General features: G+C 62.9%; 21 protein-coding genes and 1 tRNA gene. 5 read left to right on the forward strand and 17 right to left on the reverse strand.

Going from position 1 to position 23,828, the window contains the following annotated elements; all coding sequences use genetic code 11:
* Positions 1-125: 125 nt before the first annotated feature.
* From ASC48_RS13010 to ASC48_RS13030, 5 genes are all read right to left on the reverse strand, one after another.
* Entirely contained in the window at positions 126-1,181 is a 1,056-nt protein-coding gene (locus ASC48_RS13010) for an ABC transporter substrate-binding protein (RefSeq protein ID WP_055456229.1), read from the reverse strand.
* Between the two features lie 500 nt (positions 1,182-1,681).
* Positions 1,682-2,449 carry an ABC transporter permease gene (locus tag ASC48_RS13015; RefSeq protein ID WP_055456171.1) on the reverse strand — a complete coding sequence of 256 codons (768 nt, stop codon included), beginning with the start codon at positions 2,447-2,449 and terminating at the stop codon, positions 1,682-1,684.
* Complete coding sequence (locus ASC48_RS13020) at positions 2,446-3,267, reverse strand: ABC transporter ATP-binding protein (RefSeq protein WP_409840328.1); 822 nt, start codon at positions 3,265-3,267, stop codon at positions 2,446-2,448. Before ASC48_RS13020 ends, ASC48_RS13015 begins: the two co-directional genes overlap by 4 nt.
* A 53-nt stretch (positions 3,268-3,320) precedes the next feature.
* Positions 3,321-4,331 (reverse strand): ABC transporter substrate-binding protein, encoded by a 1,011-nt coding sequence (locus tag ASC48_RS13025; protein ID WP_055456172.1) that lies wholly within the window; start codon positions 4,329-4,331, stop codon positions 3,321-3,323.
* 511 nt (positions 4,332-4,842) lie between these two features.
* A complete protein-coding gene (locus ASC48_RS13030) occupies positions 4,843-5,322 on the reverse strand; it encodes a MarR family winged helix-turn-helix transcriptional regulator (RefSeq protein WP_055456231.1) in 480 nt (159 codons plus the stop codon).
* A 157-nt stretch (positions 5,323-5,479) separates the two neighbouring features.
* Here ASC48_RS13030 and hmgA point away from each other — a divergent pair, with 157 nt between their 5' ends.
* The 5 genes from hmgA (at position 5,480) to ASC48_RS13055 (ending at position 10,911) form a co-directional block, all read left to right on the forward strand.
* Positions 5,480-6,841 carry a homogentisate 1,2-dioxygenase gene (gene hmgA / locus ASC48_RS13035; protein ID WP_055456173.1) on the forward strand — a complete coding sequence of 454 codons (1,362 nt, stop codon included), beginning with the start codon at positions 5,480-5,482 and terminating at the stop codon, positions 6,839-6,841.
* A gap of 90 nt (positions 6,842-6,931) precedes the next feature.
* On the forward strand, positions 6,932-7,942 hold the full coding sequence (locus tag ASC48_RS13040; protein WP_055456174.1) for a fumarylacetoacetate hydrolase family protein: 1,011 nt from the start codon (positions 6,932-6,934) through the stop codon (positions 7,940-7,942).
* 30 nt (positions 7,943-7,972) lie between these two features.
* The gene (locus ASC48_RS13045; protein ID WP_055456175.1) at positions 7,973-8,923 is read left to right on the forward strand and encodes an MBL fold metallo-hydrolase; all 951 of its coding nucleotides are present in this window, start codon (positions 7,973-7,975) and stop codon (positions 8,921-8,923) included.
* A gap of 52 nt (positions 8,924-8,975) precedes the next feature.
* Positions 8,976-10,640, forward strand: coding sequence for an FAD-dependent oxidoreductase (locus ASC48_RS13050; protein WP_082440122.1), 1,665 nt, complete (start codon positions 8,976-8,978; stop codon positions 10,638-10,640).
* A gap of 73 nt (positions 10,641-10,713) precedes the next feature.
* Positions 10,714-10,911, forward strand: a complete 198-nt coding sequence (locus tag ASC48_RS13055) for a DUF2783 domain-containing protein (protein WP_055456176.1) — start codon at positions 10,714-10,716, stop codon at positions 10,909-10,911.
* 404 nt (positions 10,912-11,315) lie between these two features.
* Here ASC48_RS13055 and ASC48_RS13060 read toward each other — a convergent pair.
* The 12 genes from ASC48_RS13060 to murA all read right to left on the reverse strand — a co-directional run bounded on the left by ASC48_RS13060 (position 11,316) and on the right by murA (position 23,823).
* A tRNA-Phe gene (locus ASC48_RS13060) sits at positions 11,316-11,391 on the reverse strand.
* A 241-nt stretch (positions 11,392-11,632) separates the two neighbouring features.
* Entirely contained in the window at positions 11,633-14,620 is a 2,988-nt protein-coding gene (locus ASC48_RS13065; protein ID WP_055456177.1) for a FecR family protein, read from the reverse strand.
* A gap of 11 nt (positions 14,621-14,631) precedes the next feature.
* Positions 14,632-16,041 (reverse strand): tetratricopeptide repeat protein, encoded by a 1,410-nt coding sequence (locus ASC48_RS13070; protein WP_141658951.1) that lies wholly within the window; start codon positions 16,039-16,041, stop codon positions 14,632-14,634.
* A gap of 313 nt (positions 16,042-16,354) precedes the next feature.
* Complete coding sequence (locus ASC48_RS13075; protein WP_055456179.1) at positions 16,355-17,968, reverse strand: bifunctional metallophosphatase/5'-nucleotidase; 1,614 nt, start codon at positions 17,966-17,968, stop codon at positions 16,355-16,357.
* A 248-nt stretch (positions 17,969-18,216) separates the two neighbouring features.
* Positions 18,217-18,429, reverse strand: a complete 213-nt coding sequence (yacG, locus tag ASC48_RS13080; protein ID WP_055456180.1) for a DNA gyrase inhibitor YacG — start codon at positions 18,427-18,429, stop codon at positions 18,217-18,219.
* A 10-nt stretch (positions 18,430-18,439) separates the two neighbouring features.
* Positions 18,440-19,081, reverse strand: a complete 642-nt coding sequence (locus ASC48_RS13085) for a Maf family nucleotide pyrophosphatase (RefSeq protein ID WP_050470965.1) — start codon at positions 19,079-19,081, stop codon at positions 18,440-18,442.
* A gap of 29 nt (positions 19,082-19,110) precedes the next feature.
* Complete coding sequence (infA, locus tag ASC48_RS13090) at positions 19,111-19,329, reverse strand: translation initiation factor IF-1 (protein WP_019962913.1); 219 nt, start codon at positions 19,327-19,329, stop codon at positions 19,111-19,113.
* Positions 19,330-19,517: 188 nt separating this feature from the next.
* Positions 19,518-19,970, reverse strand: a complete 453-nt coding sequence (locus ASC48_RS13095; RefSeq protein WP_055456181.1) for an arsenate-mycothiol transferase ArsC — start codon at positions 19,968-19,970, stop codon at positions 19,518-19,520.
* A gap of 5 nt (positions 19,971-19,975) precedes the next feature.
* A complete protein-coding gene (locus ASC48_RS13100) occupies positions 19,976-20,500 on the reverse strand; it encodes a UPF0262 family protein (RefSeq protein WP_055456182.1) in 525 nt (174 codons plus the stop codon).
* A gap of 58 nt (positions 20,501-20,558) precedes the next feature.
* Positions 20,559-21,863: a histidinol dehydrogenase gene (gene hisD / locus ASC48_RS13105; RefSeq protein WP_055456183.1), complete on the reverse strand. Its 1,305-nt coding sequence runs from the start codon at positions 21,861-21,863 to the stop codon at positions 20,559-20,561.
* A 98-nt stretch (positions 21,864-21,961) separates the two neighbouring features.
* Positions 21,962-22,402 (reverse strand): DUF2948 family protein, encoded by a 441-nt coding sequence (locus tag ASC48_RS13110; protein WP_055456184.1) that lies wholly within the window; start codon positions 22,400-22,402, stop codon positions 21,962-21,964.
* Positions 22,403-22,533: 131 nt separating this feature from the next.
* The gene (gene murA, locus ASC48_RS13115; RefSeq protein WP_055456185.1) at positions 22,534-23,823 is read right to left on the reverse strand and encodes a UDP-N-acetylglucosamine 1-carboxyvinyltransferase; all 1,290 of its coding nucleotides are present in this window, start codon (positions 23,821-23,823) and stop codon (positions 22,534-22,536) included.
* Positions 23,824-23,828 lie beyond the last annotated feature (5 nt).

Consider the following 23,828-nt stretch of genomic DNA (forward strand, 5'->3'; position numbering starts at 1 on the left):
AAGGCTGAGCCCCCAAGGCGCCTTGTGAAACGCATGCCAGCCACGCGCAGGCAGCTGACTCGGAATGCAGAGAACCGGTCCCGGCCAAAGGGCCGGAACCGGACAGTCTCATGCGTCAGACGTTCTTACTGAACGTTGGCGCCAACGACCTTGTCCCAGCCGCCAACAACAGCTTCCTTGTTGGCGTTCTGCTCTTCGATGGTCGGGAAGTAGGCCTTCTCATAGGGGCCGGCCGGCGGCAGGGCGTCCAGCAGGTCCTGCGGGATCTTGCCATCAGCAACCATCTGGTTGAAGCGGGCGGTGTGGCAGTAGCCCTTCACGTAACCGTTCTGGCCTTCGTCGGAGAAGATGTGCTCCATCCAAAGCTTGGCAGCGTTCGGATGGGGGGCGTAGGCGCTGATGGCCTGAACGTAGACGCCAGCCAGCGTGCCCTTCGTCGGCACGACGACTTCCACCGGCGGGTTGCCCTTCAGGGTGTCACGGGCGGTCAGGGCGTTGTAGTCCCACATCACCATGATCGGCGTGGTGCCCTGCGCCAGCGTGCCGGCCTTGCCGATGACCGGAACGAAGTTGCCGGCATCATTCAGCTTCTTGAAGAATTCGAGGCCAGCCTCACCGGACTCCTTGCCAGCCTTTGCACCCTGCGCCATGCCGGCAGACAGAACACCGAGGATTGCCTGGTTGGACGCGCGCGGATCGCCGGCGAGGGCCACCTGACCGGCATATTCCGGCTTCAGCAGGTCATCCCATTCGGCCGGGGTGTTGGTGACGAGGTCCTTGTTCACGATGAAGGACATCACGCCATAATAAGCGCCGTAGTAGTAGCCGTCGGCATCCTTGACATCAGCCGGGATCTGATCCCAGACGGAAACCTTGTAGGGCTGGATCAGGCCTTCGGCCTTGGCCTGCGGACCAAAGGAAAGACCAACGTCGATGACGTCCGGAGCCTGCGGGCCGGTGTTGCCCTTGTTGGCGCGGATGGCTTCCAGCTCATCGGCGGAGCCGGCATCGGGGTTCAGCTCATTGACAGTCAGGAACGGATACTTGGCCTTGAAGGAAGCGATGATGTCGCCATAGCCGCACCAGTCATGCGGAAGAGCAATCGTGGTCAGCATGCCTTCCTTCTTGGCACCTTCGATGATCTCTTCCATCGACTGCGCGTTCACGGCAGTGGCCTGCATGAGAGCCGCCAGGCTCACCGCTGCAGCTAGTGTCTTCTTCATGCTCATTCGCTTCTCCTCACTGTTCCGGCGGACGGCGCCCGCCGGTGTCAACCAGTTGCCCTCTTGGCCTTTGGCCGGGGAACCCGCTTGCTAAAGCGGCAAGTGCCAGGCCCTTTGCCCTGCACGTATGACGGCCGGAGTACGGACAGCCCATACTGCCCCTCCCACCCGGCCCTGCCGCCGCCCTTCGCCGATCACCGCGAAGGTTTCAGACATGCGCCTTAGAGCATCAGCATGTCAGTTCGGATTCTCTTTTATGACAGTTTCATGAAACTCCGGCTCTACCAAATATGACAGCACCGAAACGTCACAATAATGCTCTGAAGCGTCAAGCCTTAATGCAAAGCCGTATCAGAGATGCCGGACGCGGGCGGAAACGCAAAACGGCTGGATTCATCCAGCCGCCAGCGTGCCGCAGGGTCATTTTATAAACAGCATTCCGCGCAAGAAAACCCGGCCTAGGCCCTGGCCGAACCGGACCGGTGCGCCCAGCCGGTCATGCGTATTTCCAGCCAGGCCATGATGGCATACATGACGATGCCGAGCACGGCGAGCGCCATCAGCCCCGCCCACACCAGCGGCACGTTGAACTGTGACTGCGCCGCCAGCATCATGTGGCCAAGGCCGGAGTTGGCAGCCACCGTCTCTGAGATGACCGAGCCGACGAATGCCAGCGTGATAGCCACCTTCAGCGAGCCGAAGAAATAGGGCATCGAGCGCGGAATGCCGGCCTTGAGCATGATGTCCATCTTGCGCGCGCCCAGCGCCCTGAGCACGTCTTCCATCTCCGGTTCGATGGTGGCAAGGCCGGTGGCCACATTCACGACGATGGGGAAGAAGGCGATCAGGAAGGCTGTCAGCACCGCGGGGACCGTGCCGATGCCGAACCAGATCACCAGGATCGGGACGACAGCCACCTTGGGCACTGAGTTGAAGCCGATCATCAGCGGATAGAGACCGGCATAGATCGCCCGGCTCCAGCCGATGGCAAGACCGAGCAGCAGGCCGCCGCCGACTGCCAGCGCAAAGCCGAGCACGGTGGTGAACAGGGTCTGCAGCGAGTTTTTCCAGATGGCCGGCCAGAACTTCACCGCGGCCACATAAATATCCGTGGGCGCAGGCAGGATATAGACCGGCAGCTTCAGGATGCTGCAGGCCGCCTGCCAGATGAGAAAGAGCCCGATGGTCCACAGCCAGGGGGCCGCCTTGATCCAGCGCTCGCTCATGCTGCCTCCCTCGCCTCTGCAATATAGCCGCGCAGCTCGTGCACAATGTCGTTGAACCCGGCCTCATAGGTTAGATCGATGGGCCGCGGGCGCGGGAAGGTCACCTCGCGTTCCACGATCACCCGGCCCGGCCTTGCGCTCATGACGAAGATCCGGTCCGCCAGATAGACGGCTTCGCGCAGGTCATGGGTGACGAGAATGGTGGTGAAGCCCTTTTCCGCATGCAGATCCCGCATCACCTGCCACAGCTCTTCACGGGTGAAGGCATCCAGTGCGCCGAAGGGCTCGTCCAGCATCAGCAGCGCCGGATCATGCACCAGCGCACGGCACAGATTGGCACGTTGCTGCATGCCGCCGGAAAGCTGCCAGGGAAACCTGGCGCCAAAACCTTTGAGGCCGACGAGCGACAGCAGCGCCTCGGCCTTGGCCACGTAGGCGGCCTTTTCCTTGCGCAGGCGGGCGCGGTGCGGCTGAACGATCTCCAGAGGCAGCATCACATTGTCGAGGGTGGTGCGCCAGGGCAGCATGGAGGGGTTCTGGAAGGCCATTCCGGCCACACTTACCGGGCCGCTGACTTCCTTGCCTGCCACTTCCACGGTGCCCGCATTGGGGCGCATCAGGCCGGTGGCGAGCTTCATCAGCGTGGACTTGCCGCAGCCTGACGGCCCGACAACGGCGGCAAACTCGCCCTTCTTCACCGACATGGTCAGTCCGTCCAGCGCCAGCGTGCCCGTGTCTCCGCCGCCATAGGTGAGGCGGATATCCCGCAATTCTACAAAACCGGTCACCCGCGCCCCCAAAAGGTCATTCCGCATCATGAAAACACCCTCCCGGCGGGTGGCAGGCCAGCCGGGAGGGTGCAACGTCTGGCTTACTTGACGGCCCGCTCTTCTACGGACGGCAGGTAGGACGGATCGAAGACCTTTTCAGCGGCCGGCGGCGTATCGCTTACGCCCATGGAGGTCTTGAGATAGTCCATGCTCTTGGTCAGCTTGGCCATATCCACGCCGCCGAAGCCGTTGGCCTTGACCGCCGGGGTGGCAATGGCCTGCTCCACAGCCATCTTGAGACGCTCGGTCTCCACGGCCGCATCCAGCACCTCATTGCGCTTCATCACATAGGGAATGGCGGCTTGCGGATCTGCAATGGCGTCGAGGTATCCTTTGGTCAGCGCCTTGACGAAGCCCTTCACCGCTTCCGGGTTGGCTGCGGCGAAGTCCGTGTTCACCATCACCACGTTGCCGTAAAGATCGAGGCCGTTCTCGGCCATCAGGATGGTGACGATCTCGTCATCAGCGATGCCCTGCGCCTTCAGGTTCAGCACCGAAGAGAAGGAGAAGCCGAAGATGGCATCCACCTGGCCCTGCGCCAGCATGGGCTCGCGCACCGGGAAGCCGACATTCTCGATGGTGATCTTGGAGGTGTCGAGGCCAGCCACTTCCGCAAAAGCCGGCCACTGGCCGAAAGCAGCGTCCGGCGGGGGCGCACCCAGCTTCTTGCCTTCCAGCGACTTCGGATCTTCCGTGATGCCAAGGCTCTTGCGGCCGATGATGGCGAAGGGCGGACGCTCATAGGCCATCAGCACGGCCTTGGCCTTCAGGTCCGGCTGCTCGTCCAGCAGCTTGATCAGGGCGTTGATATCGCCAAAGCCAAATTCATAGGCGCCCGTTGCCACACGCGGGATCGACTCGCGCGAGCCTGCCCCCGTGTCGATGGTGACATTGAGCCCCTCCTCGGCGAAATAGCCCTTGTCCAGCGCAATGAAGAACGGAGCCGCCGGGCCCTCGAACTTCCAGTCGAGCGTGAATTTCACATCCGTTGCAGCGAGAGCCGAAGACGCCGACAGCGCCAGACCCATCGCAAAACCCATCAGACGACGCATGCTGTTCCCCTCTGGTTTTCCCAGTTTGTGAAAACAGAGTGACGCGGGGATGCACAGCAGGCAAGCAGGTTTTTACACTGCCTTCGGTTTCAGCACGGAAGCGCAGCACAAGCAGGCATAGAAGATTTTTATCTTTTTATTCAGATACTTAATTCGGTCATGACGGATCATGCGGACCAGCACATTGCAGTCTGCTCCACGCCCATCCCCCTCCTCTTCATCGTCATCCGGACGCAGCGAAGCGAAAATCCAGGACCGGAGAACCACGGCCTGTCAACGATAACCTTTTGAATTATCTAAGTCGTCAGCTCACCGGTCCCGGTTCGCGCTGCGCTTGGCCGGAATGACGGCGGAAGGGTTTTGCCGGGCATCAAGGCATCAATCCACTGCGCCCATCTGATCCCTGACGCTCCGCATGCCGCCCAAAATTTCGCCACCCGTGGTCTGACCAGATGAAGTCCAAGCGGTCAGCAAAGCGTCTTTCATTGTCAAATCTGCGGATTAAACGATCTCAAGCAGCCGAATCCGCATCTTCATCCGGCGGCATATCCCGCCCTTCGCGGATCAGCCGGCGCAGGAATTCCTCGAGGGCAGCAGAGACATCCGGCCCCAGCCCAGCCCGGAGTTCCCGGTCATAGGCCATCGCCCGCTCCCCGAGCCGGAGGAAGACGTCCCGGCCCTTGGGCGTCAGTGACAGGATTTCCGCCCGCCTGTCCTGCGGCGCCGTCTGCCGCTGCAGGTGGCCGCCTGCCTCCAGCCCCGCGACCGCTCGGCTGACCTTGGTTTTCTCGATGTGGGAAATGGCGCAGATATCCCGCGCCGTCATGGAGCCGAACTTGCCGAGATTGGCCATCACCCGCCACTGGGTCCGTGTCAGGCCGAAGTCGTCCCGGTAGACCGCCTGAAAGGACCGGCTGGTCGCCTCTGCCGCCTGATTGAGCAGATAAGGCAGAAACGCCTCCAGATCGAATCCATCCGCCGGACCAGTCATCTTCACCCCATTTTCCATGCCGCATGCTCACTTCATGGACCGCTTCGGGCGCGCAAACTGCCACGAGCGCCCTTGACTGTCACCCTCCCTTGACTTGGTTGCACTTGCAACTATTATCGCAGGCAACGGCCGGGGGAGCCGGCAAGAGGAGGACATCATGACAACGCACGCCCTGCCCACAGGCATGGTTCGCGCCGCCACGGTCAACGGCACGGTCGAGGGCTATATGCCCGGCTTTGGCAATGACTTCGAGACGGAGGCCCTGCCCGGCGCCCTGCCACAGGGACAGAATTCGCCGCAGAAGTGCAATTATGGCCTTTATGCCGAGCAGCTTTCCGGCACCGCCTTCACCGCTCCCCGCGGCCAGAACGAGCGCACCTGGTGCTACCGAATCCGCCCCTCGGTCAAGCATACCACCCGCTTCACCAAGATTGACGTGCCCTTCTGGAAGAGCGCACCCAACATCGTCGATGACGTGATCAGCCTGGGCCAGTACCGCTGGGACCCGGTGCCCCATTCGGATGAGCCGCTGACCTGGGTCACCGGTATGCGAACCATGACGACGGCTGGCGACGTCAACACCCAGACCGGCATGGCCAGCCACATCTATCTGCTCAACCGTTCGATGGTGGACGAATACTTCTTCTCCGCCGACAGCGAGCTTCTGGTGGTGCCGCAGGAAGGCCGCCTGCGCTTCTGCACGGAACTGGGCGTCATCGATCTGGAGCCGAAGGAAATCGCCATCCTGCCGCGCGGCCTGGTCTACCGGGTGGAAGTGCTGGAAGGCCCGTGCCGGGGCTTTGTCTGCGAGAATTACGGCCAGAAATTCGACCTGCCGAACCGTGGCCCCATCGGCGCCAACTGCCTTGCCAACCCGCGCGATTTCAAGACGCCGGTTGCCGCCTTTGAGGACAGGGAGGTGCCGTCCACCGTCATCGTCAAGTGGTGCGGCCAGTTCCACGAAACGAAGATCGGCCACTCGCCGCTGGATGTGGTGGCCTGGCACGGCAATTACGCGCCCTGCAAATATGACCTGCGCACCTACTCACCGGTCGGAGCCATTCTCTTCGACCATCCAGACCCGTCGATCTTCACTGTGCTGACCGCCCCTTCCGGCGTGGAAGGCACCGCCAATATCGACTTCGTGCTGTTCCGCGAGCGCTGGATGGTGGCCGAACACTCGTTCCGCCCGCCCTGGTACCACAAGAACATCATGTCCGAGCTGATGGGCAACATTTACGGCATCTATGATGCCAAGCCGAAGGGCTTCGTGCCCGGCGGCATGAGCCTGCACAATTGCATGCTGCCGCATGGGCCGGACCGCAACGCCTTCGAGGGCGCTTCCAACGCGGAACTGAAGCCGGAAAAACTGGACGAGACCATGAGCTTCATGTTCGAAACCCGCTTCCCGCAGCACTTGACCGAATGGGCAGCGACCTCCGCGCCCTTGCAAAATGATTACATCGACTGCTGGGACAGTCTTGAAAAGAAGTTCGACGGCACGCCCGGCGTGAAGTGAGCGGCAAGCGCTCACAATCAGGCATGACACGGGGCAGCGGCGGGCCGGAGGAGCCTGCCGCCCTCTCACACCAGTTTTCGGGAAAACACCATGAAACTTGCCACGCTGAAGGACGGCCGCCGTGACGGACGGCTTGTGCTGGTCAACAAGAGCCTGACCCGCTGCACCGAAGCCACCCACATTGCCCCCACCCTGCAGGCCGCGCTGGACAACTGGGCAGAACTCGCGCCCAAGCTGGCCGTGCTGGCCGAAAGCCTGGAACATGATGCCGTGCCCTCCATGCGCTTTCACGAGCATGACGCCCATTCGCCGCTGCCGCGCGCCTATCAGTGGGCGGACGGCTCAGCCTACGTCAACCACGTGGAACTGGTGCGCAAGGCGCGCGGCGCCGAAATGCCGGAAAGCTTCTGGACCGATCCTCTGATGTATCAGGGCGGCTCTGACAGCTTCCTCTCCCCGCGCGACCCCATCCGCATGGCCGATGAAGCCTATGGCATCGACATGGAGGGCGAGGTGGCCGTCATCGTCGATGACGTGCCGATGGGGGCAAGCGTGGACGAAGCGCGGGCGGCCATCCGCCTCATCATGCTGGTCAATGACGTGTCGCTGCGCGGGCTCATTCCGGCGGAACTGGCCAAGGGCTTCGGCTTCTTCCAGTCCAAGCCCTCCTCTGCCTTCTCCCCCGTTGCCGTGACGCCGGACGAACTGGGCGATGCCTGGGATGGCGGACGGCTGCATCTGCCGCTGAAGGTGGACCTCAACGGCAAGCCCTTCGGCCGCGCCAATGCCGGCATCGACATGACCTTCGATTTCCCGCAACTCATCGCCCACGCAGCCAAGACCCGCCCGCTGGCCGCCGGCTCCATCATCGGATCCGGCACTGTCTCCAACAAGCTGGACGGCGGCCCCGGCAAGCCGGTGAGCGAGGGTGGCGCAGGCTATTCCTGCATTGCCGAGATCCGCATGATCGAAACCATCAACAGCGGCGCCGCCAAGACCCCCTTCCTGCGCTTTGGCGACACGGTGCGCATCGAGATGCTGGATGCCACGGGCCATTCCATCTTCGGCGCCATCGAGCAGACGGTAGAGCGGAACGCCTGAAACAGATTTACGGACGGACGGACAATATCCATGAGCAAGAAATTTGCCTCGCAGGGCGACCTCACCGAAAAGACCATCAGCTTCACCGAAATAGGCGAGGGTCTTTATGCCTTCACCGCCGAGGGCGATCCCAACTCCGGCGTCATCATCGGCGATGACAGCGTGATGATCGTCGAGGCGCAGGCCACCCCGCGCCTTGCCCAGAAGGTGATCGACTGTGTGCGCAGCGTCACCGACAAGCCGATCACCCATGTTGTGCTCACCCACTATCACGCCGTGCGCGTGCTGGGTGCCTCCGCTTTCAAGGCGCAGCAAGTGATCATGGGCGAGACCGCCCGCGCCATGGTGGCCGAACGCGGTCAGGAGGACTGGGACAGCGAATTCCAGCGTTTCCCGCGTCTGTTCCAGGGCCATGAAAGCATCCCCGGCCTCACCTGGCCCACCACCACCTTCAGTGGCCGGATGACCATCTTCCTCGGCAAGCGCCGGGTGGACCTGATGCACCTTGGCCGCGCCCACACAGCAGGCGACATCGTCATCCACGTGCCGGACCAGAATGTCATGTTCACCGGAGATATCGTTGAGGCCCATGCCGCCTGCTACTGCGGCGACGGCCATTTCCGCGAATGGGGCCCGACGCTGGAGGCCATCCGCGCCTTTGACCTTGATGCCATTGCGCCGGGACGCGGCGATGCCGTTCTGGGCCGGGATGCCGTCAACGCAGCCCTAGACCGCACCCGCGACTTCGTGGAAAGCACCTTCCGCCCGGTGGCACGGGTTGCCGCCCGCAACGGCACCCTGAAGGAAGCCTGGGACGCGGTGCGCGCCGAATGTGACCCGAAGTTCAAGGACTACGCCATTTACGAGCACTGCCTGCCCTTCAATGTTGCCCGTGCCTATGACGAAGCGCGCGGCATCAGCCATCCGCGCATCTGGACCGCCGCCCGCGACCTCGAAATGTGGGCCGCACTTCAGGGCTGACCCAGCCCTGCGACGCCTCGCACGGAAAACGGGACAAGAGGGAGGAGACCTCGTGGACAGACCTGCCGCAATTGCACCTGCGCCCGCCAGCAAGGCCGGCGACCGCGCCCTTGCCTTCGCGCTTTACCCCTATGCACGCTCGGCCGATCAGGACCAGCCGGTCCCCGTCCGCCATACGGTTATCATCGTCGGCGGCGGGCCGGTGGGGCTCGCCACTGCGCTCGACCTTGGGCTCAAGGGCGTGCCGGTTCTGGTGCTGGATGATCAGGAAGGCGTTGGCGAGGGCAGCCGCGCCATCTGCTTTGCCAAGCGCACGCTGGAGATCTGCGCCCGGCTGGGCGCGGCGAAGCCCATGCTGGACAAGGGCGTGCAGTGGAACAAGGGCAAGGTCTTCCGCGATGACCGGCTGCTCTACGAGTTCAACCTGCTGCCGGAAGACGGGCACGAGTTCCCCGCCTTCATCAACCTGCAGCAGCCCTACTTCGAGAAATTTCTGCATGACCGCATTCTTGCGGCCATCGCGGAAGGTGCGCCCATCGAAATCCGGGGCCGCAACAAGGTGGAAGCGCTGGAACAGACCGGTACCGGCGCGCGCCTCGACATCGCCACTCCGGACGGCCCCTATCAGCTTGAAGCAGATTGGGTGATCGCCTGCGACGGCGCCCGATCGCCGCTGCGCTCCATGCTGGGGCTGGGCTTCGAGGGGCGGGTCTTCGAGGACAATTTCCTCATCGCCGATGTGCGCATGACGGCGGATTTCCCGGCCGAGCGCTGGTTCTGGTTCGAGCCGCATTTCAAGTCCGGCGACAGCGCCCTGCTGCACAAGCAGCCCGATGGCGTGTGGCGCATCGATTTCCAGCTGGGCTGGAACATCGACCGCAAGCGCGAACTGGAGCCGGAGCGCGTGCGCGCCCGGGTGGATGCCATGCTGGGCGAAGACGCGGATTACGAACTGGTCTGGACGTCGATCTACACCTTCCAGTGCCGCCGCATGGAAACCTTCCGCAAGGGCCGCGTGCTGTTTGCCGGCGATTCTGCCCATCAGGTTTCCCCCTTCGGCGCACGCGGCGCCAATTCCGGCATTCAGGATGCGGATAATCTGGCCTGGAAGCTGGCGCTGGTGGTGAAGGGCATTGCGCCCGAAGCCCTGATCGACAGCTACTGCGCAGAGCGCATCCATGGGGCGGACGAGAACATCCTGAACTCCACCCGCGCCACGGACTTCATCACCCCGAAAAGCGGCATGTCGCGCATGTTCCGCAACGCAGTGCTGGATCTGGCCGCCAAAGCCCCCTTTGCCCGCAGCATCGTCAATTCCGGGCGTCTGTCCGTGCCTTGCGTCTATGACGGGCTGCCGCTCAACGGGGCGGATCATCCGCTGATGCCACCCCGCACGAGGCCCGGAGCACCGCTGCTGGACGCGCCTCTTGGCGGTGAACCGGGCGCGGAAGACTGGCTGCTGGCGCGGCTTGGCGGCGGCTTCCATCTTCTGGCCATCGGCACGGATGCGCCCGAAAGCTTCACCGCCCACGGCCTCACCCTGCCCTGCCTGCAGCTTTCGCCGCAAGGCAACGAGCCGCTGCGCGAGCGCTATCTCGGGCAGGCTGCCTCCGCCGTCTATCTGGTGCGCCCAGACCAGCACACCGCCGCCCGCTGGGAGCGCTTTGATGCAAGCGAAGTGTCCACCGCCCTCGCCCGCGCGCTTTGCCTTGCGTAATACGCCTTGCGTGACGTGAACGATCACCCCTGACAGGCTGCCCGCCCCTGGCGGCAGCCGGGATAGATGAACCATGCTGATCACCGCCCCGAACCTGCCCAACCCGGACAATGCCTACGCCAGCCTTCTCGCCGCCCACGAAGGCCTGACGGAAGACGAAAGCCACGCCTTCAACGCCCGCCTGATCCTCATCCTGATGAACCACATCGGCGACCCGGCAATACTGGCTGAAGCGCTGGCTCTGGCGAAGGAGACGGGACAGAAGGGGTAGAGAGGCGGGCTCGTCCGCACATGGGCGGCCCTGATGCAGAGCTCCTTGGAATGCTGAGCCGCTGAAGGAATCGAGAGTGCGGCCTGGGCGCACTCTGGACGCAGAGGCCACAATCCCCTCCGCGCCGTCCCGGCCTTTGTGCCGGGACCTGTTATTGACGCACGGCAGCTGAAACAAAGCTACAGCACCGGCTCAAATCCCAGCTCTACAGCGGTCATCCCATCTCACCCGCATCACGTCCATAAAGGGTCCCGGCACAAAGGCCGGGACGGCGCGTGTGGGGTGTCCGAGACAGATGTCTGCACCCGGAGCCTGCCGGAACGCGGCATAGTTTAGCGCTCGCAGCTCAAAACAAAGCACGATGCAGCAGCGGCTATTTCTGATTTTGGTACAGGAGAGAGAAGTGGTGCCCAGAGCCGGAATCGAACCAGCGACACGCGGATTTTCAATCCGCTGCTCTACCAACTGAGCTATCTGGGCCTGACTTCATGTGGCGTGACCGCCGGAAGTGGGGGTCTTATAGGAGATCGCCCGGGCCTTGTCCAGCGCCCCGGCAAAACTTTTCGCAGGCTTGGAGCATTATTTTCGCAGCCACCGTAAAGCGCCGCTTTTCTCCATGGTTTCAACAACTTCAGGAGCTCATTCCACCTGTGGACAAGCGCCTCTTGCAGACCCTTGCGGCTGCTCCGGCCCCGCCGCCGGAACAGCCCTGCAGAGGTCATCAGGGCACCCGCTCACCCACCGCAACACCGGTGGCCATCCACGAGCCGTCAATGGCAGAGAAGTTGCCGATGACGCCGTCGAAATTGCTGTTCGGCCCCTGCACCAGAGAGGCATTGAAAGTGCCGCCCATCGTGCCGCTATCGAAGATCGCTCCGCTGAAGAGGTTCTGATCGGCGAAAGGGTTGGATTCCGAGACATTGGCCCCGAACGTGCGGCCATCAAAGTTGCTGATGGTCGCGGTGCCGTGGCGGCTGGCGAAATCCACGCTCATGTTGAAATCACCGGCTGCCAGATACTGGCTGCCGCCGTTCACCACACTGCCCACCGCATGGCCGACATAGCTCGCACTGCCGCTGCTGGGCAGGTCATTCGGCCCGAGAATACGTCCCGCAGCCCAGGTTCCAAGATGCACCTGCACCTGCTCGTCCGGAGTGGGGGAAGGATTGTCAATTGAAAGATGCGTGCCCCAGTATCCCCACTCCAGGAAGGCGCAGGTGCACTTGGCCGTCACACCGGCAAAGATGGCACTGTCAGCCCCATCCACCAGGGTGTTGGAAATGAAGTAGCTCTTGGCGTCGGCATCTTTGCTGGGGCCGCTGTCACCGCGCAGACTGTTGCCCAGGCTGTCATGGGTTTCGATCGCTGCATAGCGGTCATTGTCAATGAAGACTGAGGCACGTTCGCTCTCGGGCGCGGAGGCACTGTTGCCGAAGGATACATTCATGCGGGGCACGCTACCGCCCCCCGTGTAATTTGCATCCTCCAGTTCGAAGGATGCCGATACGGACCGGCTGTCCACATCGAACTTCACCGAATTTCCGAAGTTGCCGGTCGAGACATAAGGCGTCACCACAAGGGTGCCGGCGCTGTTGGTCTGCACCATGCCTGCGGCAAAGCCGGACATGTTGCGGGTGCTTCCCAAAAGGGTGGAGCCCGGCACTGTGGAGGAAAGCTCCGCAATATGCGTCGTGGCGCTGTAATGGTCTCTCAGCTGGCTGGACGGCGGCTGCACCACATAGCTGTCAGCATTCTGTGCCGGGCTGACATTGCTGCTGAGGACGAAGTTCTCAGCATTGCTGCCGAAGGCATAGGTGCCATCCGCCCCTTCCAGAGACCCGATCTTGCCGGAGAAACTGCCGGTGGCATCATGAGTAACGGACTTGTATCCGCCACGCCGCGCACCCGACAGGGCAAACTCACCCGAGCCATCATCCTTGACGGCACCAAGGAACAGGGAAATGGCCGACTGCTGCGTCGAGGACAGCCCCTGAATGGAGAAGGATGCAGCCAGCGCAAGCGGCGGCTCATCGTCCAGATCTGCGCCACCTTCCAGAACCAGAAGGCCCGAGTTGGCAACGCCATCGAGGAACGAAGTGCCCAGATCCGCCGCCACGAGCGGATTGAGGAAGAGAGCGCCCGTATTGACAGGAATGAGACTGCCATCGGAGTTCTCTGCGCCCAGCGAGAGGAGTTGCTGCAGGTCCGCCGTCAGCGTGTAGGTCCGCAGGCGGGACTGGTTCATCACTTCGAAGGAACCCGGTTCTCCGCCAAATGCAAGGATTGCATCGGAGAAGTCGCTCTCAAAGACCGGCATGTCCCCTTCAAGCAGAGCATTCTGGTAGAGCAGTGCGATGAAGCCATTGCTCCCCCGGTAGAAGATACCGCGCCCGTTCGCTTCAATGTCACCATCTTCCGAAGCATCAACCGTCAGCCAGGACGGAACGCCGGACTGGCTGAACTGCCCCATATGGATGCCCTTGTCCGTCAGCACGGACTGGAAATAGGACAGGCCCGAAGCCGAGGGGATGCCGACGGTAATCGTTTGCCCATCGATTTCACTGGTCAGGAAAGCATCGCCATCAGCCGAGGAATAGGCTCCGGAAGCGCCCCCCGAGCCTGGCAGCGTGACCGCAAACTCTTCGTCGATGGAATCCATGGTCCGGCCAAGAATGCCCTGACGGCCAGGATTGGAAAGTATGCCAGCAAGCCCCGGCAACTCGAGATAACTCCCCCCGCTCAGGGCACGCAATGTGACCGTCTGGGGCTCAGGTTCTGGCTCGGGCTCGGGCTCAGGCTCCGGCTGAGGCTGGGGCTCTGGTTGAGGCTGCGGCTGTGGCTCGGGTTGCGGCTGAGGCTGCGGTTGAGCGGTCTGCTCCGGACGCGGATCAGGCGTTTTCTCGATGGTCTTTTCAACCTCCGCCAGAGCCGTCGCCACGACAACCTCCGGCTTCGGTGGCGGCAAGGTGTTGATGACAGCGAGGTTCGAGTTGACCGAAGTAATACCGCTTTGGGCCACGATCTCATTGGTGGGCGGGCGCGGTGCGCCGCCGTTCTGGCCGGGCCGGCTGGTCAGGGACTGCTGAAGGGAGCCGAGATCCGCCTGGGAGGTCGGGCGTATGTCAGGCTGGCTGCTTCCGCCTCCCCCCACGACCATGGTGTAACCGGGTTCATAGATCCGCTGTTCGGTGCCGTTCGGGCCGGTGAACGTCAGTTCCTTGCCAAAGATCAGCGAGAATGTGCCGCCATCCTCACGCACTTCCAGATTGGCAATACCACCGCGGATGCCGATGGTGCCGACCGGCGTGCGGACATTCACCCCGCCCTTGTTTTTCGAAAGTTTCCCGCCAACAAATCTGGCCACGCCCTTGCCCATGCTGGCCACCAGCTTGCCCGTGCCAGCTTCCGGATCAAAGACGAACTCGTCGATCACCAGATCCGAATTGGCACCGACGGTAAAGGTCGATCCATCGACAAACAGCACCTGCACGAGGCCCGTGCCGCCGGTCCGGATGCGTTCGTTGTGATAGATGTTGTTGCCAAGCATGATGGTGCGTACGCCTGCCCCCGGCGCCGTGCCCTGCGCCTGCGGGTTCACCGCAGTGGCAACGCCCACATCCGTTGCTGCCATCGCAGTGGAGGCCAGCAGCGCCGGCAGAAGGCTGACGGCAGCAGCAAGAGAACGGGCGGTGCAGAAGCGGCTCATCATGGCGTCAAACCTTAAAACCGGCGCATGACAGACAGCATGCCCGATGCATTGGTGTAATCATTCAGATCATAATTGGACTGCTGGCGGCGCAGTTCGCCCGTCAGGCCTATGGCCGTCTTGCCTTCACCCAGAGGCATTGTCAGCGACGAGCGCAACCACCCCTCATTGTCCCGTTGGGCCCTGCTGCGGTTGATCAGCCTGTCCGGCTCGTTATAGGCGCGGTACAGGTAGCCGCCCTCAACATCCACGGACCAGGGCGCAGCGGACAGCCTGAAAGGCGAGGAGAAGCGGTAAGTTCCGCCGGCAGAAAAGCCGCTGGCTGTATTGGATTTGTAAGCCTTGTTCGCCGTCACCACGTCGCCAAGCAGCGTCAGCCGGGCGGTAAAAGTCTCGGTCAGGCGATATTGATACCCGGATACAATCCGCACCGCATAACCGGCCCTGTCGGAGAGATTGGGCTGTTTCACGGTATCGTTGAACCAGCTGTGGCGCACCTCTACCCGTGCCAGAAGGCCTGCCCGCTCACTCAGGTTCATGGCAACCCGCGCGCCGGCTCCAAAGCCGCCGCTGTAGTTGGCCCCATCCAGCCGGATGCCGGTGGCGATGCCGTAAATCCCGAGCCTTGCGTCATCAATGCCGAAGCGGGCGAGGTTGAACGACGGGCCAAAGGTGATCTCTGCCATCTCCGTATCGAGACGGCTGATATCCCCATATCGCGCACCATAGAAGATCAGGTCTGCCTCAAGCCGGTCCCCCTGACTGGCAAGGTCATAGGAAAAGCGCACGTTTGCAGAGAGGAACGCATTGATGTCCGCCTTGCCCGTTCCTGCGTCATCGAGTGTGAAGGCGGTTCCGTTCAGGTTGATGGTGCGGTTCTCGGGAGCTGCATTGGCATTGCTCTGCGCGCGCACTCCGGCCGTAAGCAGACCGCTGACCTTGGCCGGCGCCTCCTGCTCCTCAATGGCGGCAAGGAAGTAGTTCACCCGCTGTGTCACTTCCGGCGGCACATTGGGGCCGGAAATGGCGCTTTCGAAATAGTTGCGCGCCATGTCTTTAGCGCCGAGGCGCATGTAGAGCACGCCCAGTTCCAGCTGCACGCGCGGCAGGCCCGGCGCGTAGACGAGCATGCGCTCCAGCGTGCCGATAGCCGCTTCATGGTCGCCAATCTGAGCCGAGACCATGGCATATTCAAAGGCGATGTCCAGATTCTGCGGCTCTGCCAGTGTTGCCTGCAGAAGCTGCTGCTGGCGCGCAGCAAGATTTGCCGCCGGGAACTGCTGCGCCTGAGCCGCCCCATCGAGACCCGCCGTGCCAAACACCAGGGCGAGCGCAAGAAGGCCGCCAAACCGGTGCGCCCTGCTGCGGCCGTTGCCCGTGCGGCCTGCCCATATCCGCGGTGAATTTGACCCGATACTTGTCACGTTCCCCAGCATCCCACGCTTTACCAGATTTTAAGATCGCCCCGTGCTTGCAGAGATACATGAGTGTCCCGCCGGAGCAAACCTGCAATCCGGCGCGGGACACTTATCTCGCCGTGCGTTGATCAAAGGCTATATCTGCCCTTCCCTGAGCCAGGGCACTGGCATGAAAAGAGAAATGGCGCGAGGAGCAAAATCCCGCGCCATTCCGGAGCCTGTGGCTTTTTCGGGGTGCATCGCCGGGCGCAAGCCCGGCCGCCGCACGGAACAGTGCCCTGCGGACAGGATCAAGCGGTCCTGCCCGCAAGCCCGGCCTTTACTGCACTTCCTTGATGCGGCCGTCCGTGAACGGGGTGTAGTCGCCGCCGCTCTTGGCAATGTACTCCGCCAGCACTTCTTCAAGGCCCGGGCCGAAGTCATAGGCATTCATGCCTGCCTTGGCGAAGACGGCATAACCATCACCGCCGCCACGCATGTAGTTGTTGGTGGCAAGGCCGTAGACCTTCTCGGGGTCGATCGGGACCCAGCGGTCGCCGTCCTTCACCTCGACCTTGAGGATACGTTCACCGGCCGGCTTGGCCTTGGTCCACTCGTAGCGAAGACCTGCGACCTGTGCAAAACGGCCTGCGCCTTCCTCAACCTTGGATACGCCATTTTCCAGAGCGGCCACAACGTCAGAGCCCTTCAGCTGGAACGTGGCCAGGGTGTTCTGGAACGGCAGCACCGTCAAAACCTCACCCATGGTGATCTCGCCCGCATCGATGGAGGCACGCAGACCGCCGCCGTTCTGGATGACGATCTCGACGCCCTGCTCCTTCACGCGGTCCAGCATCGCCTCGGCCACCAGATTGCCCATCTGGCACTCGGAGACACGGCAGGTCTCCCGCGAGCCATCGATGGCGGCGGTGGTGGAACCGATCACCTTGGCCTTCAGCTCTTCCAGCGGCTGGGCCAGTTCAGCGACGCGGGCGGCGACGGTCTCATCTGGAGTGACGGACGCATCCAGCAGGATCGGGTCGCCCTTGGCAGAGATCAGATCGCCATTGTCGTTGAAGGTCAGCTCGATCTCTCCGAGATACTTGCTGTAGGCATAGGCCGTGACAACCGGCACGTCCTTGCCGTCCGGGTTGGCAACGATGGTCGGGTAAGGACCGGCGGCCTTGTCATTGTCATTGGCCAGCAGTGTGTGGGAATGGCCGCCGACAATGGCGTCAATACCGGAAACTGCGCTGGCGATTTCCTTGTCACGCTCGTAGCCCATGTGGGTCAGAGCGATGATCTTGTTGACGCCCTGTGCCTCCAGCTCGCCCACGGCGCCCTTGAGGTAATCCTCAGCCTTCACAAACGAGACGCCGGGGCCGGGGGATGCGGTCTCGGCGGTGTCTTCGGCCAGAACCGAGACGATGGCAATCTTCTGTCCGCCAACTTCCAGGATCACCGAACCGGGCACCTTGTCCTTGAGCAGCGGCTCATTGGAGACATCAGTGTTGCCGGAGATGACCGGGAACGTCACATCCGCGAGAAAGTCGGCAAGGCCCTGCGGGCCATCATCGAACTCATGATTGCCCACGGCCATCACGTCATAGCCGATCATGTTCATGAACTCGGCTGCCACCTTGCCCTTATAGGTCGTGTAGAACAGCGACCCCTGGAACTGGTCACCGGCATCCAGCAGGATCACGTTCTTGCCGGCATCCGTCAGCGCCTTGCGGCGCTCGTCCACCTTGGTCTTGATACGGGCAACACCGCCAAAGCACTCACCCTTGGCATCTTCGTCGGCGCTGCAGGTCGAATCGAACTTGTTGATATGCTCGATACGGCTATGCAGGTCGTTGGTGTGAAGGATGGTCACCGAGTAATCGGCCAGCGCTGCGCCGCCCGTTGCCATCACGGCAAAAAGGGCAGTCGCGCCAAGAAGCATCTTTTTCATGTTCGCCTCGCCTGTTGGAAGCCAGCCCCGGCCTCCGCTTTTTCTACACAGCCGCCCTAGCACAGGTCTGCGACAGTTTTATTCGCAGCAGCGCGCAAGAGGGCAGGCCAGCCTCCCGCCTTCCGCTGAATTGTGACAGCGTTTGTGACAGGCAGGCCTGATTATGGCGGCGGAAAATTTTTCAGGGCAAGATGATTTTTTCAGCATACCTGCCCGGAATTTCACGGCACAGGCTGGCACGGCAGTAATCAGCGGTCTTCGCCGCCCTCTGCCTCGTCATCAACATCATCCGTCTCGACAGCGGGAATGCTGTAACCCTCGGCCATCCAGCGGTGCAGGTCGATCTTGGCGCAGCGGTCGCTGCAGAAGGGGTAGTCGGCCTGGGTGGAAAGCTTGGAGCAGATGGGGCACGGCCGCATGCGGCGGCCCTGATCCCCTGCATTGCCGGATGCTGCGGTCATTGCGGCATCCTCACGCGGGCAGCTTCAGCGGATCGCGCCACAGGGCGCGGACATCCAGACCGGCGGAGGCCAGCATGTTGACTGTCTCATAGAGCGGCAAGCCAACCACATTGGGATAGGAGCCGGTCAGCTTGACCACAAAGGTGCCCGCAAGACCCTGGATGGCATAGCCGCCCGCCTTGCCGCGCCATTCGCCGGAAGCCAGGTAGTCGTCACCTTCCCGGCGCGACAGCTTCTTGAAGCGCACCCGGGTCTCCACAATCTTCGTCCGCACGGAGCCAGCCGGCGAAATCACGGCAAGGCCGGTCAGCACGCGGTGGCCACGGCCGGAGAGAAGGCCAAGGCAGGCCTCTGCCTGCTCCACCGTCTCGGCCTTGGGCAGAATGCGGCGGCCGGCGCAGACCACCGTGTCCGCCGCCAGAATGACGGCTTTCGACAGCACGGCATCTTCCGCCAGCTGCTCACGCACGTGACGGGCCTTGGACTTCGCCAGACGCACCGCCAGAGCGCGCGGTGTCTCACCGCGCAGGGGTGTCTCGTCCAGATCAGCCGGAATGAGATGCTGCGGCTCGATACCGGCCTGCTGCAGCAGAGCCAGACGGCGCGGCGAAGCGGAAGCCAGAACGAGGGGAACGGTAGCAGTATCGCTCATGGATGTCTCGCTCCCGGCCAGACTGCGGCTTACTTGAAGCGGTAGGTGATGCGGCCCTTGGTCAGGTCATACGGGGTCATCTCGACGAGAACCCGGTCGCCTGCCAGAACACGGATGCGGTTCTTGCGCATACGCCCTGCAGTGTGAGCAATGATTTCATGGTCATTTTCAAGACGCACGCGGAACGTCGCGTTGGGCAGCAGTTCCGTGACGACGCCCGGAAACTCCAGAACTTCTTCCTTAGCCATATGGTATCCCGGTTAAACCGATCCTGAGGTGCGCGGAACCTATAGGATCAAAGCAAAAAAGTGAACAGGGCAATCTCCGCGCCGGTGATTTTCCATCGGGCGGGCCGTCATGCGGACTTGCCGGTTCAGGCGTGAGGGCGGAAAAGGGCCGCTTCGCAGCAGTCTCCCAACTCTTTCGCTTCTCTCTATCACCCGCTGGGCGGCGGCGTCCAGCCCAGACGCTTCTTGATTTTCATCATCAGCTGATCACGCACCCCCCGGTAGGCGTCCAGAATCTGGTCGCGGCTGCCGGAAACGATGGTCGGATCCATCGTTGGCCAGTATTCCACGTCCACCGCATCGGCGCGGGTCAGGTCCAGGACCTTGTGATGGGCTTCCGGCGAAAGGGTGATGACAAGGTCGAAGCCGGACTCGTCCAGATCCTCCAGCGTTTTGGGCTGATGATTGCTGACGTCCATGCCGATTTCGGCCATCACCGCATCCACGAACGGGTCACGCTCGCCCTTGCGCGCACCGGCCGAGCGCACATAGACCTGCCCCGGAAACAGGCTGCGGGCAATCGTTGCAGCCATGGGAGAACGCACAGCGTTCATGCTGCAGGCAAACAGGACCGCAGTCGGACGGGAGCCCGGCCCGGTCATGGTGCTCAGCCTTTCCAGTGCAAGGCGTAGACAAGGGTAAAGAGGCGGCGGGCCGTGGGCTGGTCAATCTCCACCTTGCCCTTCAGCCGCTCCTTCAGGACCATTGCCCCCTCGTTGTGCACGCCGCGCCGGCCCATGTCGATCGCCTCGATCTGGCTGGGCGTCGCATGGCGGATCGCCTGATAGTAGCTTTCGCAGATCAGGTCGTAATCCTTCACCACGCGGCGCAGCGGTGTCAGCGACAGCACGTGCGTGGCCACATCCTCGCCACCCTCGCTGGTGATCTGGAACACCAGCTTCTTTTCCACGACGGAGAGGCGCAGCACAAAGCGCCCCCCGCCCAGCCCGCAGGGGCAGAAGCTGTTTTCCTCGATCAGGTCATAGATGGCCACGGCCCGGTCATGCTCGATGTCGGGGCCCGCACGGGCAATTGACGCCTCATCGAGAATGACATCGATAAGACGGCCTGAGGCATCTTGGCCGGACCCCTCTCCGGCGCCGGAGGACGCACTGCTTTCCACCAAGGTCATACGGCTCGCACCTTCCCCGTCAGAGCCCTCAATATGCGTTCCTCCCCCGGCCACTCCCTTAGTCCGCTCCGAGATTGAGGCGGATGGAAACGGACCTTGCATGTGCGCTGAGGCCTTCCGCCTCGCCCAGGGCAATTGCCGCAGGCCCGAGAGCCCTGAGGCTCTGCGCATCACACTTAAGGATCGACGTCCGCTTCACAAAGTCAAGCACAGACAGGCCCGACGAGAACCGCGCCGAACGGGCGGTCGGCAGAACATGATTGGAACCGCCGACATAATCGCCGATGGCTTCCGGCGTGTGGCGGCCCAGGAACACGGCGCCAGCATTGCGCACGCGGCCCAGCAGCGCTTCGGGATCTTCCACCGCCAGCTCCAGGTGCTCCGGTGCCAGCTGGTTGATCAGCGGAATCGCCTCCTCCAGATCCTTCACCATGATGACGGCGCCGAAATCGCGCCAGCTGGCCGAGGCCACGTCCGCACGCGGCAGCGTCTTCAGCTGGCGCTCCACCGCCGCTTCCACGGCAGCGGCCAGCCCTTCGTCGTCGGTGATCAGGATCGACTGGGCCACCGGGTCATGCTCGGCCTGCGCCAGAAGATCCACCGCCAGCCAGTCCGGATTGTTGTCCGCATCGGCCACCACAAGCACTTCGGAAGGGCCGGCGATCATGTCGATGCCCACCGTGCCGAAGACCCGGCGCTTGGCGGCGGCCACAAAGGCGTTGCCGGGGCCGACGATCTTGCTCACCGGCGCGATGCTTTCCGTGCCATAGGCAAGCGCCGCGATCGCCTGCGCGCCGCCAATGCGGTAGATTTCCGTGATCCCAGCCACCTTGGCTGCCGCCAGCACCAGCGGGTTCAGCACCCCGTCCGGCGCGGGCACCACCATGGCGATGCGATCTACCCCTGCAACAAGCGCGGGCACGGCATTCATCAGAACGGAGCTGGGATAGCTGGCGAGACCGCCGGGCACATAAAGGCCGACCGCCTCCACCGCCGTCCAGCGCGAGCCGAGCTCGACGCCCAGAGCATCCGTGTAACGGTCATCCTTCGGCATCTGGCGGGCGTGGTGCGAGTGGATGCGGTCCCGCGCCAGTTTCAGCGCATCAAGCGTCGCCGGCTCGACGGCCGCAGTGGCAGCCTCGATCTCTTCAGCCGTCACCCGAAGCTCCGTGATGGAACCAACGCTCACCCGGTCGAAGCGGTTGGTATAGTCCACCACGGCCGCATCACCGCGTGTGCGCACATCGTCCAGAATGGCGCGGACGACCTGATCCACATCCTCGGACACCTCGCGCTTGCCTGCGAGCAGGTCCTTGAAGCGGGTTTCGAAATCTGCATCTGCGGTAGAAAGCCGGATTGCCACGTCTGTCTCCTTGCAAGGCCTTTTCGCGGCGCCGGCTCACCCTGCAAGGGGCCGCGCCGCTTGTCGCCGGCAAAGCGGCGCCTGCCAACTGGAAAATCTCAATCGAGTTGATGGTGCGGTTTATTGGGCGTGGCCCAGGCGGCGCCAAGATCGGTCAGCTGCGCCTCGATGCATTCCACATCCAGTGCCAGCGTGCCGCCACCGGCAAATTCCAGCCGCACCGTGCCGGAAGGGGCTTCCGCGCCCTGTTCGAAGCGGATGGCCAGCAGCGACAGGATGGCGCCCTTCGCCTCCTGCCGGATATGGGCCGCGCGCATCGCCGTCACGCGGGCGAAGGCCAGCGCCGAGCGGCGCCTTTCATGGCTGCGCGAGCGCCAGTCTTCTGCCTTGTCCCAGACGAAGCGGTTCATGGCGATCACCACCTTGCGCTCTTTCTGCAGGTAACGGATGTCACCAACACTCAGCACCGCGTCCTGCACATGGGCGGAAACCACGGCCAGATCTTCTTCATCAAGGGCGGCAAGTTTCAGCAGGTCCATGGGCGGCTCTGTCTCCGGAAGGCTTCTGGCAAGGGACGGGAGAGCTCCCGCCATTCCAATCCGTTGCCTAGCGCGTCCCGGTCCGTTTGACAATGCGGCAGGCCGTGCACCACGCCTGCCGCATGCTGCATTCAGGCCGAAATGCGCTCGATCATGGCGCCGCAGCGGCCGAGCTTTTCTTCCAGCCGCTCGAAGCCACGGTCGAGGTGATAGACGCGGCTCACGTTCGTCTCACCTTCAGCCACCAGACCAGCAATCACCAGCGACACGGAAGCGCGCAGGTCCGTCGCCATCACCGGGGCGCCGCGCAGACTGTCCACGCCGTCCACGATGGCCGTCTTGCCGTCGATGCGGATGCGGGCACCCAGGCGGGCCAGCTCCTGCACATGCATGAAGCGGTTCTCGAAGATGGTCTCAGTAATGCGGCTCTGGCCGCCCGCCCGGGTCATCAGCGCCATGAACTGGGCCTGAAGGTCCGTCGGGAAGCCGGGGAACGGCTCAGTGGTGACATCAACCGGCGCAATGCCATTGCCATTGCGGTAGACGCGCAGGCCGTCTTCCACCTGCGTGATATCCGCCCCGGTCTGGCGCAGCACGTTCAGTGCCTCGTCCAGAAGTTCAGACCTTGCGCCCTGCAGCACAACATCGCCCCCGGTCATGGCAACCGCCATGGCATAGGTGCCGGTTTCAATGCGGTCGGCGATCACCGCATGGCGGTGGCCCTTGAGGCGCTGCACGCCCTCGATGCGGATGGTTGAGGTGCCCGCGCCTTCGATCTTGGCGCCCATGCCCTTCAGGCAATTGGCAAGGTCTTCCACTTCCGGCTCGCGGGCGGCGTTTTCCAGAATGGTCTCGCCCTTGGCCAGAGTCGCCGCCATCATCAGCGTGTGGGTGGCGCCCACAGAGACGCGCGGGAAGGTGATATGCGCGCCGGTCAGCCCCTTGCGCGCATTGACCACCACATAGCCCGCCTCAATCTCGATCTCCGCGCCCAGCTGCTTCAGGCCATCGATGAAGAAGTCCACCGGCCGCGTGCCGATGGCGCAGCCGCCCGGCAGCGACACGCGGGCCACGCCCATGCGCGCCACCAGCGGGCCGATGACCCAGAAGCTGGCGCGCATCTTCGACACCAGCTCGTAAGGCGCGGTCGTGTCTACAATGGCGCGGGCCGTCAGATGCAGCGTCTGGCCGCGCAGCTCGTCAACGCCGGTGCGCTTGCCATCGACCGAATAGTCGACGCCATGGTTCGACAGGATATGCGTCAGCTGCGCCACATCCCGCAGGCGCGGCACGTTTTCCAGCGTCAGCGTCTCGTCTGTCAGGAGCGAGGCGATCATCAGCGGCAGGGCCGCATTCTTGGCGCCGGAAATCGGGATGACGCCATTGAGCTGCGCGCCGCCGATGATCTTGATGCTGTCCATGGAAT

This window comes from Pannonibacter indicus (assembly GCF_001418225.1).
Taxonomy (GTDB): domain Bacteria; phylum Pseudomonadota; class Alphaproteobacteria; order Rhizobiales; family Stappiaceae; genus Pannonibacter; species Pannonibacter indicus.